This is a genomic window from Micromonospora sp. NPDC050200 (assembly GCF_040656135.1).
In the GTDB taxonomy this organism is placed as follows: domain Bacteria; phylum Actinomycetota; class Actinomycetes; order Mycobacteriales; family Micromonosporaceae; genus Micromonospora.
In genome coordinates this window covers 1-12,666 of record NZ_JBFALG010000103.1, presented here as the reverse complement: position 1 = coordinate 12,666, position 12,666 = coordinate 1, and the positions used below count along the sequence as shown (strand labels likewise).

General features: G+C 73.6%; 13 protein-coding genes. 11 read left to right on the top strand and 2 right to left on the bottom strand.

The annotated features are described in order from the left end of the window. On the bottom strand, positions 1-1,209 hold a 1,209-nt coding region (locus AB0I41_RS33270; protein ID WP_357114979.1), incomplete at its 3' end, for a hypothetical protein. Here AB0I41_RS33270 and AB0I41_RS33265 point away from each other — a divergent pair. The 4 genes from AB0I41_RS33265 (at position 1,132) to AB0I41_RS33250 (ending at position 5,004) form a co-directional block, all read left to right on the top strand. Then, the gene (locus AB0I41_RS33265; RefSeq protein ID WP_357114977.1) at positions 1,132-2,124 is read left to right on the top strand and encodes a Replicase polyprotein 1ab; all 993 of its coding nucleotides are present in this window, start codon (positions 1,132-1,134) and stop codon (positions 2,122-2,124) included. The genes AB0I41_RS33270 and AB0I41_RS33265 overlap by 78 nt on opposite strands. After that, a complete protein-coding gene (locus AB0I41_RS33260) occupies positions 2,121-3,140 on the top strand; it encodes an HAD-IIA family hydrolase (RefSeq protein ID WP_357114975.1) in 1,020 nt (339 codons plus the stop codon). The genes AB0I41_RS33265 and AB0I41_RS33260 overlap by 4 nt, the downstream gene beginning before the upstream one ends. An 83-nt stretch (positions 3,141-3,223) precedes the next feature. Next, the gene (locus AB0I41_RS33255; protein ID WP_357114973.1) at positions 3,224-3,793 is read left to right on the top strand and encodes an IS607 family transposase; all 570 of its coding nucleotides are present in this window, start codon (positions 3,224-3,226) and stop codon (positions 3,791-3,793) included. Further along, positions 3,790-5,004: an RNA-guided endonuclease TnpB family protein gene (locus AB0I41_RS33250; RefSeq protein ID WP_357114971.1), complete on the top strand. Its 1,215-nt coding sequence runs from the start codon at positions 3,790-3,792 to the stop codon at positions 5,002-5,004. Before AB0I41_RS33255 ends, AB0I41_RS33250 begins: the two co-directional genes overlap by 4 nt. A 123-nt stretch (positions 5,005-5,127) precedes the next feature. Here AB0I41_RS33250 and AB0I41_RS33245 read toward each other — a convergent pair whose 3' ends face one another. Next, positions 5,128-5,463, bottom strand: coding sequence for an SCP2 sterol-binding domain-containing protein (locus tag AB0I41_RS33245; RefSeq protein WP_357114969.1), 336 nt, complete (start codon positions 5,461-5,463; stop codon positions 5,128-5,130). 112 nt (positions 5,464-5,575) lie between these two features. On the opposite strand from AB0I41_RS33245, the gene AB0I41_RS33240 reads away from it, so the two are divergent. The 7 genes from AB0I41_RS33240 (at position 5,576) to AB0I41_RS33210 (ending at position 12,439) form a co-directional block, all read left to right on the top strand. Further along, positions 5,576-6,193 carry a hypothetical protein gene (locus tag AB0I41_RS33240; RefSeq protein ID WP_357114967.1) on the top strand — a complete coding sequence of 206 codons (618 nt, stop codon included), beginning with the start codon at positions 5,576-5,578 and terminating at the stop codon, positions 6,191-6,193. 25 nt (positions 6,194-6,218) lie between these two features. Continuing rightward, positions 6,219-6,467, top strand: a complete 249-nt coding sequence (locus tag AB0I41_RS33235; RefSeq protein WP_357114965.1) for a hypothetical protein — start codon at positions 6,219-6,221, stop codon at positions 6,465-6,467. A gap of 20 nt (positions 6,468-6,487) precedes the next feature. Next, complete coding sequence (locus tag AB0I41_RS33230; protein WP_357114963.1) at positions 6,488-7,438, top strand: TlyA family RNA methyltransferase; 951 nt, start codon at positions 6,488-6,490, stop codon at positions 7,436-7,438. Then, positions 7,435-8,319 carry an NAD kinase gene (locus AB0I41_RS33225; protein WP_357114961.1) on the top strand — a complete coding sequence of 295 codons (885 nt, stop codon included), beginning with the start codon at positions 7,435-7,437 and terminating at the stop codon, positions 8,317-8,319. Before AB0I41_RS33230 ends, AB0I41_RS33225 begins: the two co-directional genes overlap by 4 nt. Before the next feature lie 96 nt (positions 8,320-8,415). Then, the gene (gene recN / locus AB0I41_RS33220) at positions 8,416-10,173 is read left to right on the top strand and encodes a DNA repair protein RecN (RefSeq protein ID WP_357114959.1); all 1,758 of its coding nucleotides are present in this window, start codon (positions 8,416-8,418) and stop codon (positions 10,171-10,173) included. Positions 10,174-10,291: 118 nt separating this feature from the next. Next, a complete protein-coding gene (steA, locus tag AB0I41_RS33215) occupies positions 10,292-11,470 on the top strand; it encodes a putative cytokinetic ring protein SteA (protein ID WP_357114957.1) in 1,179 nt (392 codons plus the stop codon). A gap of 30 nt (positions 11,471-11,500) precedes the next feature. Further along, positions 11,501-12,439, top strand: a complete 939-nt coding sequence (locus AB0I41_RS33210) for a copper transporter (protein WP_357114955.1) — start codon at positions 11,501-11,503, stop codon at positions 12,437-12,439. Positions 12,440-12,666 lie beyond the last annotated feature (227 nt).

Below are 12,666 nucleotides of genomic sequence, written 5' to 3'. Positions count from 1 at the left end.
GGTGACCGCCGTGAGGGTGGCTTCGCCGGCGGTGACCGCGACCGTCGCGAGGGTGGCTTCCGTCGTGACGGTGACACCCGTGGTGGCGACCGTCGTGAGGGCGGGTTCCGTCGTGACGGCGAGGCCCCTCGTGGTGGTGGCTTCCGTGACGGCGACCGTCGTGAGGGCGGGTTCCGTCGTGACGGCGAGGCGCCGCGTGGTGGTGGTTTCCGTGGTGGTGACCGCCGTGAGGGTGGCTTCGCCGGCGGTGACCGCGACCGTCGCGAGGGTGGCTTCCGTCGTGACGGTGACACCCGTGGTGGCGACCGTCGTGAGGGCGGGTTCCGTCGTGACGGCGAGGCGCCCCGTGAGGGTGGTTTCCGTGGTGGTGACCGCCGTGAGGGCGGCTTCCGCTCGGGTCCGCGTGAGAGCGGGTTCCGTCGTGACGGTGACACCCGTGGTGGCGAGCGCCGCGAGGGTGGCTTCCGTTCGGGTCCGCGCGAGGGTGGTTTCCGTCGTGACGGCGAGGCCCCCCGGGCTGGCGGCTTCCGTGACGGCGAGCGCCGTGAGGGTGGCTTCCGTTCGGGTCCGCGCGAGGGTGGCTTCCGCCGGGACGGCGAGGCGCCCCGTGGCGGTGGCTTCCGTGGTGGCGAGCGCCGTGAGGGCGGCTTCGGCGGCGGTGACCGCGACCGTCGCGAGGGTGGCTTCCGTTCCGGCCCCCGCGAGGGTGGCTTCGGGCGCGACGGCGACGCCCGTGGTGGCGAGCGTCGTGAGGGCGGGTTCCGTCGCGACGGGGAAGCACCCCGCGAGGGCGGCTTCCGTGGTGGTGACCGTCGTGAGGGCGGCTTCCGCCGGGACGGCGACACCTCGCGTGAGGGTGGCTACCGGGGCGGTGACCGCCGTGAGGGCGGCTACCGGGGTGGCGACCGGCCCGACCGAGGCGGCGAGCGCGGCGGCTACGGGGACCGGCCGCGTCGTGACGACCGGCGGGGCTTCGAGGACCGGCGTCGCGAGGGTGGCTTCGGCCCCGACCGAGAGCGGCAGGACGAGGCCGAGAGTGGTCGTGTGGTCGCGCCGGCGCTGCCGGACGAGATCTCCGCAAACGACCTCGACACGGCCGTCCGCGCCGAACTGCTCTCGCTGAACAAGCCGGTGGCGGAGACCGTCGCCCGGCACCTGGTCGCGACCGGCCAGCTGATCGACGAGGACCCGGCCGAGGCGCTCGCCCACGCGATGGCGGCCCGCCGCCTGGCCTCGCGGATCTCCGCCGTCCGGGAGGCGGTCGGGCTGGCCGCGTACCACGCGGGGGAGTGGCAGACGGCCATCGCCGAGCTGCGGACGTACCACCGGATGACCGGGCTGCAGAGCCACCTGGCGGTGCTCGCCGACTGCGAGCGGGCGCTGGGGCGTCCGGAGCGGGCCATCGACCTGTTCCGGGGCGCCGACCGGGAGAAGCTCGACCAGGCCGTCGCCGTCGAGCTGCTGATCGTGGCCGCCGGCGCCCGAGGTGACCTCGGGCAGAAGGACGCCGCGGTGGCGATGCTCCAGGTTCCCGAGCTGACCACCGACTCGACCGAGCCGTGGACGGCCCGGCTGCGCTACGCCTACGCGGACGCGCTGCTGGCAGTCGGCCGTCGCGAGGAGGCCCGGGAGTGGTTCTCCCGCGCCGCCGACGTGGACACCGACGGTGAGACGGACGCGGCGGAGCGGCTGCTCGAACTCGACGGCGTGCTGATCGAGGGCGACGACGAGGACGACGAGCCGGCCGAGGAGATCGCCACCGGTCCGGGCGCGCCCGGCGCGGTGCCGGCCCAGCCGGACGTCGACCTGACCGAGGCCGCCGTCGACCCGACCGAGGCCGACGACCGCCACGACGACGCGGACGACGACGAGGACGACCTCGACGACGAGGACGCGGACGACGACGAGGACGCGGACGAGGACGAGGACGAGGACGACCTCGAGGACGAGGACGACCGCGACGAGGACGGGCTCACCGACGACGAGCTCACCGACGAGGCGGCCACGGCCGTCACCGGCGACCCGAGCGCGGCCGAGGCCGAGCCGACCGTGAGCGACGGGTCCGCGGCGCGGCCCACCGGCGACGAGCGGGCCGAGCGCGGGTCGGAGTCGGACCAGCGATGACCGAGGTCGCCGGGGATCGGCTGGTTGACGGGTACACCCTGGTCGTGTTCGACCTGGACGGGGTGATCTACCTGATCGACCGGCCGATCCCCGGCGCGGTCGAGGCGGTCGGCCGGCTGCACGCCGACGGCCGTGCCGTGGCGTACGCGACCAACAACGCCTCGCGCCGGTCCAGCGAGGTCGCCGACCTGCTCACCGGCATGGGCGTGCCGGCCGAGCCGCAGGAGGTGCTGACCTCCGCCGCAGCCGCCGCCGAGCTGCTCCGCGACCGGCTCCCCGCCGGGGCGCCGGTGCTGGTCGTCGGCGCGGAGGCGCTGCGCGCCGAGATCCGCGCCGCCGGGCTCACTCCGGTCGCCCGCGCCGACGAGTCGCCGGCCGCGGTCGTCCAGGGGTACGGCCCGCAGGTGGGCTGGGTGGACCTGGCCGAGGCCTCGGTCGCCATCCGCGCCGGGGCGACCTGGGTGGCCACCAACACCGACCGGACGCTGCCCAGCGGCCGTGGCCCGCTGCCCGGCAACGGCTCGCTGGTGGCCGCGCTGCGGCACGCGTTGGAGCGGGAACCCGACGTGGTCGTCGGCAAGCCCGAGGCGGCCCTGTTCGCCACCGCCGCCCGCCGCGCCGGTGGCGGCCGGACGCTGGTCGTCGGCGACCGCCTCGACACCGACATCGAGGGCGCCTGCCGCGCCGGGCTGGACAGCCTGCTGGTGCTGACCGGCGTCAGCGACGTACCCGAGCTGCTGGCGGCGCCCGAGTCGCGCCGCCCGACGTACGTGGCGATGGACCTGGCCGGGCTCTTCGACCCGGCGGCGGCGGCCCGGGTGCCGGGCGAGCCGGACACCGGCGGCTGGTTCGCCGCCCCGGTCGACGGCGGCCTGGAGTTGCGCGGCGCGGGACGGCCGCTGGACGCCCTCGCGGCGCTCTGCGCGGCGGCCTGGCCGGTCTCGGCCCCGCCACGGGTGTGGCCGGCGACGCCGGAGGCGGAACGCGCCCTCGCGGCGCTCGGCCTGTCGGCCTGACCGTCCCGGTGCTGGCGGTGGGGTGGCAGGCGGCTCGGCATTTCATTCAGTGATTCTCAGTCTCCTTCGGTAATGATAAGTGCATGAAGTTGTCCGAGTGGGCGCGTCGGAACGGCGTGCACTACCAGACCGCTTGGTCATGGGCGAGGAACGGGCGAATGCCCGTGCCGGTGATGAAGACCGACACCGGCCGGTACCTCGTCCTCGAACCGGCCGTCGACCCGGCCGGGCACATAGTCGTGTACTGCCGGGTTTTCTCGGCCGACCAGAAAGCCGACCTGGAGCGGCAGGTCGGGCGGGTCGTCACCGCTGCCACCGCCCGGGGGCTGACGGTAGCCGAGGTCGTCACCGAGGTGGGGTCCGGGCTCAACGGCAACCGGCCGAAGTTGGCGAAGCTGCTGCGCAACCCGCAGGTCACCACCATCGTGGTCGAGCACCGGGACCGGCTGGCCCGCTTCGGCGTCGAGTATCTGTCCTGCGCGCTCGCGGCGACCGGCCGCAGCATCGTGGTCATTGACGACGCCGAGGTGGCCGACGATCTGGTGCGGGACATGGTGGAGGTGCTCACCTCGTTTTGCGCTCGCCTGTATGGCCGGCGGTCGGCCAGCCGCAAGGCGAAGGCGGCGATGGCGGCTGTTGAGGCGACCGCGTGAGCCGCGCCAAGCAGGGATTCCGGGTTGAGCTGAACCCCACGGATGAGCAACGCGTCCGGCTCGGCCAGCACGCCGGCCTGTCGCGGGTGGTGGAGAACTTCTGCCTGGCGTTGGTCAAAGCGGCGCTCGGCCAGCGGGAGGCTGAGCGTTCCTACGGCGTACCCGAGGAGTTGCTGACGGCTGTCCCATGGTCGGCGCCCGCGATGGAGAAGGCGTGGCGAGCCACCCATCCCACCATGTTCCCGTGGTTCGCCGAGGCGGGCTTGTCGTCGCGGGTGCCGAAGGAGGCGTGCCGGGTTCGGGCGGCGGGGCTGAAGAACTGGGCGGATTCCCGCAAGGGCACCCGCCTTGGACGCCGGATCGGTTTCCCGACCTGGCGCAAACGCAAGCACGGATCACGGTTCCGCTACGACGCCGACCGGGCCCGACCGGCCAACCCGCGCACCGTTACCCTGCCCGGTATCGGCCCGGTGTCCACCCGGGAGGACATGTCGTGGCTGACCGACCGGCTCGGCGACGGACGTGCCCGGATCATCGGCGCGACGGTGCGCGAGCAGGCCGGCCGCTGGTGGGTGTCCTTCCAGGTCGACATCGACCGCACCGACGTCAACACCCGGCGTACGGTGCGGGCGGATGCGCCGACCTGCGGCATCGATCTCGGACTCAAGACGTTCGCGGTGATCGTTGACGACACCGGCGCCGTGGAGGAGGTCCACTCGCCTCGCGCGTTGAGAGCGGCGCAGCGCAAGCTGCGACGGGCGAACAAGTCCCTGGCCCGATGCCAGCGCGGGTCGAAAAACAGGGCTAAGGCCGTCGGCAAGGTCGCCGCTGTGCATCTGTCCGTGGCGCACAGGCGGACTGATTTCCTGCACCAGCTCACGACGAGGCTCGCGAGAACCAAGCGCGCCATCGCCGTCGAGTCGCTGAACGTCGCCGGGATGGTCCGTAACCGCCGCCTGGCCCGCGCCGTGTCAGATGCGGGGTTCGGCGAGTTCGTGCGGCAGTTGGAGTACAAGACCGGCTGGTACGGGTCGAAGGTGTGGGCGGCTGACCGCTGGTACCCGTCGAGCAAGACGTGCGGCGACTGCGAGGCGATCAACTCCGGACTGACCCTCTCGGCCCGGGTATGGGCATGCCAATGCGGCAGCATCCACGACCGGGACCACAACGCGGCCCGGAACCTGCTGGCCGCTATGCACGCCGCCGCCTAGCGGTGCAGTCGCCGGGCAGTTCCCCGGAGACACGAAACGCCTGTGGAGGACCTGTAAGTCCCCGGCTTGCCGGGGCGCGGACCTGCGAAGCAGGAAGAGAATCACTGAGATTCTCCGAACGGCTCAGAGGAGCTTGCGGAGCTTCATCAGGTCGAACGGGTTGGCCTTGATCGAGACCCGGCGGGAGGCGACCGCCCTGCCGATGTCGAGCTGACCGTGCACCAGGGCGACCAGGTCGTCGCTGCCGGTGACCAGGGCGATCTTGGCCTTGGGGTCGTCACCGTCGGCCAGGTCGACCAGCCGGCCGCCGGTGATCCGGCCGTGGAACGCGGTGTCCAGGTCGGTGACCCGGCAGGCGAGCGTGCGGTCCAGGTCGATCTGCTGGCCCGCCCCGGCGTGGCGCTCCAGCCGGCTCGCCAGATCCCGCAACGCCTGCCGGCACTCGTCCACGCTGGCCACATCGTCTCCTCACGCCCGCCACGCCGTTCCCCGGCACCGTACCGCAATGGGCCGTCCGGGACGCCCGGTAGCGTGAGACCCGCACACCCCGCCCCGTGGAAGGAAAACCGGCATGCAGGATGCGTGGCGCGCCTACCTCGAGCTGGCCATGGGCCTGACGGAGGCGCCCCGGAAGAAGGCCCAGGACGCCGTGCGGCGGCTGGTCGGCACGGGCGGCGCGACCGCCGCCCAGCTCCAGGCGCTCGCCGAGGAACTCGTCTACACCGGCACCGCCAACCGCGAGGCACTGACCAAGCTGGTCCGCTTCGAGGTGGACCGGGCCCTCGGGGCGGTGGGCCTCGCCACCGCCGACGAGGTCGCCGAGCTGACCCGCCGGGTGCACGAGCTGGAGCGGCAGCTGCGCGAGGCCAAGGGCGGCCCGGGCGGCTTGCTGCCGGGCACGTCGACCGTCGGCGTCTCCCCGTCGGGTGTCTCCCCGACCGGCGGGTCGGGTCCGTCCACCGGCGGCGGGGCGGCCGGCACCACCGCCGGCCCGTCGGGCCCGCCGGTCCCCGCCCCGACCACGGCGGTGGCGAAGAAGGCCGTGGCCAGAAAAGCCGTGGCCAAGAAGGCCATCGCGAAGAAGCCACCGGCGGCGGTGAGCACCACCGCCGGCGAGGGCGCCGCGCCGGCGGCCCGGCCGGCGAAGAAGACCGCCCCGCGCAAGCGGACCACCGGCGGCGCGGAGTGACGCCCGCCGGCGACCGGAGCGTGCGGTGAGTGGGCCGTTCCGTCCCGGGCCGCCGCCCGGCGCCCGCCCGGGGCCGCCGCCCGGGCCCCGGCCGGGCCCGCCGCCGGCTCCCAGCGGACACGAGGACGTCGCGGAGGCCCACCACCCGGCCGTCGACGCCGCCGTGCAGGCGATGATCAACGCCGAGGGACTGCCCCCGGCCGACCAGATCGCCCAGTACGAGGCGGCGTACCAGACGCTGCGGGAGACCCTCGCCACCATCGACCAGGCCTGAACCGACCGGAGAACCACCCCATGGCACGTCGTACCCGCCTCGACGCCGAACTCGTCCGACGCGGTCTGGCCCGCTCCCGGGAGCAGGCCGCCGCGCTGGTCGAGGCCGGCCGGGTCCAGCTGCGCGGGGTGCCGGCGCGCAAGGCCGCCGCGATGGTCGACCCGGCGGACCCGCTGCTGGTCACCGGCGAGGACCCCACCTCCGAGTACGTCTCCCGGGGCGGCCACAAGCTGGCCGGCGCCCTCGCCGCGTTCGCGCCGGGCGGGCTGACCGTCGCCGGGCGGCGCTGCCTCGACGCGGGCGCCTCCACCGGCGGCTTCACCGACGTGCTGCTGCGCGCCGATGCCGCCGAGGTGGTGGCGGTGGACGTCGGCTACGGCCAGCTCGCCTGGCCGCTGCGTACCGACGAGCGGGTGCGGGTCTTCGAGCGCACCAACGTCCGTACGCTGACCCCGGAGGTCATCGGCGGCGAGGTGGATCTCACCGTGGCCGATCTGTCGTTCATCTCGCTGCGCCTGGTGCTGCCGGCGCTGGCCGGCTGCACCCGCCCCGACGGCGACCTGGCGCTGATGGTCAAGCCGCAGTTCGAGGTGGGCAGGGAGCGGGTGGGCGCCGGCGGCGTGGTCCGTGACCCGGCGCTGCGCGCCGAGGCGGTGCTCGACGTGGCCGCCGCCGCGGCCGGGCTCGGGCTGGGCCTGGCGGACGTGGCGGCCAGTCCGCTGCCGGGACCCAGCGGCAACGTCGAGTTCTTCGTATGGTTACGCCGGGACGCCCCCGGGGCCGACCCCGAGCGGGTGCGCGCCGTGGTGGCGGCCGGGCCCGAGGGGCCGTCCATCGCCGGCGACCCGGACCGGGGAGGTGACAGGGTGAGCGACGAGCGGAACCCGGCGAGCGGGGGACGGGAGGCGGGGCCGGTGGACGACAGCGACCGGGTGAGCCCCGGCGGCACGGACGGGCGGGTGGCCCGGTGAGCCGGACCGCGCTGCTGGTGACGCACACCGGGCGGCGGCGTAGCACCGAACACGCCCGGGCCGTCGCCGCCGACCTCATCGCCGCCGGTTTCGAGGTACGGGTGGTGGCCGAGGAGGCCGAGGACCTCGACCTGCCTGGTGTGGTGCCGGTGACCGGCCTGGAGGCGGCCGAGGGCGCCGAGATCGTCTTCGCCCTCGGCGGGGACGGCACGTTCCTGCGCGCGGCCGAGCTGGCCCGGCCGGCCAAGGCCCCGCTGCTCGGCATCAACCTCGGCAAGGTCGGCTTCCTCGCCGAGGCGGAGATCAACGACCTCGACGTCGCGGTCCGCGACGTCGTCGGGCGCAACTACACCGTGGACGAACGGCTCACCCTCGACGTGACCGCCGAGTTCGACGGCGGGCCGACCATCGAGTCCTGGGCGCTCAACGAGATCAGCGTCGAGAAGGGCGAGCGGGCCCAGATGCTGGAGCTGCTCGTCGACGTGGACGGCCGCCCGCTGTCCCGGTACGGCTGCGACGGGGTGGTCTGCGCGACCCCCACCGGCTCCACCGCGTACGCCTTCTCTGGCGGCGGTCCCGTGGTCTGGCCGGAGGTGGAGGCCCTGCTGCTGGTGCCGATCAGCGCGCACGCGCTGTTCAGCCGGCCGCTGGTGACCGCGCCGACCTCCACGTTCTCCATCACCGTGGACCCGTTCACCACCCTCGCGGTGCTCTGCTGCGACGGGCGGCGGGTCTTCGACCTGCCGCCGGGCGCCCGGGTGACCGTGCGCCGCGGCGCGCTGCCGGTACGCATCGTCCGGCTGCGGGCCCGGCCGTTCACCGACCGGCTGGTAGCCAAGTTCGGCCTGCCGGTGCAGGGCTGGCGGGGCAGCCGCAGGTGAGCGTCGTCTCCCTGCCCTGACCGGACCGCCTGCCGGGAGCCGGCGCGGTCGCGCCGGCTGGTCAAGTGTCGGGGGCCGCGTCTACTGTCGGGTGCTGTGCTGGAAGAGCTGCGCATCACCGGACTGGGCGTCATCGAGGACACCACGCTGCCGTTGACCGGCGGGATGAACGTCATCACCGGCGAGACCGGTGCCGGCAAGACCATGGTGGTGACCGGCCTCGGCCTGCTCTTCGGCGGCCGGGCCGACGCCGGGCGGGTCCGGGCCGAGCCGGGCCGGGCGGTGGTCGAGGGGCGGCTGCGTCTGGGCGGCCGGCTCGCCGACGTGGTGCACGCCCGGATCGTCGACGCGGGCGGCGAGCCCGACGAGGACGGCTCGCTGCTGTTGAGCCGTACGGTCACCGTGGAGGGCCGGTCCCGGGCGCACCTGGGCGGGCGGAGCATGCCGGTGTCGACGCTCGGCGAGGTCGGCGAGCAGGTGGTGGCGGTGCACGGCCAGTCCGACCAGCTGCGCCTGCTGCGTCCGGCCGAGCAGCGGGCCGCGCTGGACCGGTTCGCCGGGCCGGAGCACGAGAAGCTGCTCGACGCGCTGCGCGAGGCGTATGGCCGGTGGCGGCACGTGGTCGACGACCTGGCCGACCGGCGGCGCAACGCCCGCGCCCGCAACCAGGAGGCCGACCTGCTGCGGCTGGGCCTGGACGAGATCACCCGGGTCGACCCGCAGCCCGGTGAGGACGACGAGCTGAAGGCCGAGGCGCAGCGGCTGGAGCACGCCGAGGGGCTGCGCACCGCGGCCCAGTTGGCCCACCAGTGCGTCGCCGGTGGCGTCGAGGCCGCCGACGAGACGCCCGACGCCACGGCGTTGCTGGGCACCGCCCGGCGCACCCTGGAGGCGCAGGCCGGCACCGACGCGGCCCTGGGCGAGCTGGCGGTCCGGCTGGAGGAGGCGGCCACCCTGGTCGCCGACGTCTCCGCCGAGCTGTCGGCGTACCTGGCCGCGCTGGACGCCGACCCGGCCCGGTTGCAGGCCATCTACGAGCGGCGGGCCGCGCTGCGCGCGCTGACCCGCAAGTACGCCGACGACGTCGACGGTGTGATCGCCTGGGCCGAGCGGGCCCGCACCCGACTGTCCGACCTGGACACCTCCGACGACCTGCTCGACGAGCTGGACCGCGAGGCCACCCGGCTCGCGGCCGAGGTGGCCGAGCTCGCCGGCCGGGTGTCCACCTCCCGGCAGGAGGCGGCGATCCGCTTCGCCGAGCAGGTCACCGTCGAGCTGACCGGGCTGGCCATGCCGCACGCCCGGATCGACGTCGCGGTGGTGCCGCGTCCGGTGGGCAAGGCCGAGCCGAGCCTGACCGTCAACGGCGCCGAGGCCGGCATCGGCCCGGACGGTGCCGACGAGGTGGAGTTGCGGCTGCTCGCCCACCCGGGCGCGCCCTCGCTGCCGCTGCAGCGCGGCGCCTCCGGCGGCGAGCTGTCCCGGGTGATGCTCGCCATCGAGGTGGTCTTCGCCGGCTCCGGCGGCCCGCCCACGCTGGTCTTCGACGAGGTGGACGCCGGCGTCGGCGGCCAGGCGGCGGTGGAGATCGGCCGTCGGCTGGCCCGGCTGGCCCGCAGCCACCAGGTGCTGGTGGTCACCCACCTGCCGCAGGTGGCCGCGTTCGCCGACCGGCACCTGGTGGTGGCGAAGGACACCGGGGGAGCGGTCACCACCAGCGGCGTGCGGGTGGTGGAGGACACCGAGCGGGCCCGAGAGCTGGCCCGGATGCTGGCGGGTTTGCCCGATTCCGACCTGGGTATCGCGCATGCCGAGGAACTCCTGGCGGTGGCGGCCAAGGAAAGGCGCCCCTGAGCGCGCTATTGTGAGCGCAAGCACACCGGCCTGCGCTCCGGTGTGCTTCCCTGGGTAGGCGGCCCTGCTCAGGCATGTCGCGACAGAGAAGCCTGCCTCACATGCCAGGATGGTCACGATGCGTCTACCCACGTTGCGCCGGACCCGGAACGCCGAACCGGGCTCAGTCCTCGGCACCGCACGTCTCGATCGTCGTACCAAACGGCTGGTCGGCCGGCTCCGCCCCGGTGACATCGCGGTGATCGACCACGTCGACCTGGACCGGGTGGCGGCCGACTCGCTGGTCGCCGTCGGCGTCGCCGCGGTGCTCAACGCCAAGCCGTCGGTCTCCGGGCGCTACCCCAACCTCGGCCCCGAGGTGCTGGTGAGCGCGGGCATCCCGCTCCTGGACGACCTGGGCGAGGGGGTGTTCGAGCGGATCCGCGAGGGCGACACGATCCGGGTCGAGGGCAACACCGTCTACGTCGGCGAGGAGCCGGTCGCCCACGGGGAGCTGCAGGACGCCGAGACGGTGGCCAAGGCGATGGCCGACGCCCGGGAGGGGCTGTCGGTCCAGTTGGAGGCGTTCGCCGCCAACACCATGGACTACCTCCGGCAGGAACGCGATCTGCTGCTCGACGGGGTGGGCGTACCGGACATCCAGACCCAGGTCCAGGGCCGGCACTGCCTGATCGTGGTCCGCGGCTACGACTACAAGGACGACCTGGACGTGCTGCGCCCGTACATCCGGGAGTTCAAGCCGGTGCTGATCGGCGTGGACGGCGGGGCGGACGCGCTGGTCGAGGCGGGGTACACCCCCGACATGATCATCGGTGACATGGACTCGGTCACCGACGACGTGCTGCGCTGCGGCGCCGAGGTGGTCGTGCACGCCTACCCGGACGGGCGGGCCCCCGGCCTGGCCCGGGTCAACGAGCTCGGTGTGTCGGCGATCACCTTCCCGGCCGCCGCCACCAGCGAGGACCTGGCCATGCTGCTGGCCGACGAGAAGGGCGCCTCGCTGCTGGTGGCGGTCGGCACCCACGCCACGCTGGTGGAGTTCCTGGACAAGGGCCGCGGCGGCATGGCTTCGACCTTCCTCACCCGGCTCAAGGTCGGCGGCAAGCTGGTCGACGCCAAGGGCGTGAGCCGGCTCTACCGGCAGAGCATCTCGGGTTCGTCGCTGCTGCTGCTGGTCCTCTCGGCGGTCGCCGCGATGGCCTCCGCGGTGGCGGTCTCCACCGTCGGGAAGGCGTATTTGGGCGTGGTCTCCGAATGGTGGGACAATTTCGTGTTCCAGCTCGGCCAGCTCTTCTAGCTCCCGACCCCCTACCAAGAGGCTGCAAGCGTGATCAACTTCCGGTACCACGTGGTGTCCCTGACCGCGGTCTTCCTGGCGTTGGCAATCGGCCTGGTGGTCGGCACGGCCGCCCTCAACGGCCCGGTGGCGGACTCGCTCAAGGAGAACGTCAACGCGCTGCGCAAGGACAACCAGCAGATGCGCCAGTCGGTCAACAACATGCAGAAGGAGCTGGAGCTCGAGGAGGACTTCGCCGCCCAGATGGCGCAGGTCGTCCTGCCGGGCAAGCTCACCGGCAAGCGGGTGCTGGTGCTGGGCCTGCCCACCGGCCGGGACCACACCGACGGCGTGCTGAAGATGCTCGAAGTCGCCGGGGCCGACGTCACCGGCCGGGTGGACGTGCAGGACAAGTTCATCAACCCGGAGAACAACACCAACCTGATGGAGCTGGCGGTGACCGCCGCGCGGCCCACCGCGCCCGCGTCCGCGCTGCCCGGCAACGGCAACGGGGTGGAGACCTCCAGCGCCCTGCTGGCCAGCGTGCTGCTCGACCGCGCCCAGGGCAGCCCCGCCGTTACCGAGGGCGACCGCCGCGCCGTGCTGGCCTCGTACGCCAACGCCGGATACCTCACCACCGAGCAGAAGGTCACCGGGCCGGCCGAGGCCGTCGTGGTGGTCAGCGGGCAGCCGTACGTGGACAAGGACTCCGCCAAGAAGGACGAGTTGGTGGTGAAGGTCGCCGAGCAGTTCGACCGGACCGGCTCGATCGTGATCGGCGGCAACGGCTCGGCCGGCGGCAACCTCGTCGCCATCGTCCGCGCCGACCCGGTGCTCGCCCAGACCATCTCCACCGTCGACAACGCCAACACCGTGCAGGGCCAGCTGGTCACCAGCCTCGCCCTGGTGCAGCAGCTCACCGAGAAGAAGGCCGGCCAGTACGGCGTCGGCGACAACGCCGCGTCCCTGCTGCCTAGACTGCCCCAGTGAGCGAACGACGTAGCCCGGTGACCGGAGTCCTCCCGTCCGTCCCGTCCGGCGGGTCCGCGTGAGCGGGCTGGGGCGGCTGCTGGCCGCCGCCGCCGGCGCCGCGGCCGCCCGGTACGCGCTGCAGACCCATCAGTATGCTGTATTCAGGAGACCCATCTCATGTGCAAAGATGCACATAGGCTCAAAATAAAGGGATGGAGGAAGATCTACCAAGCAAATAGAAAACA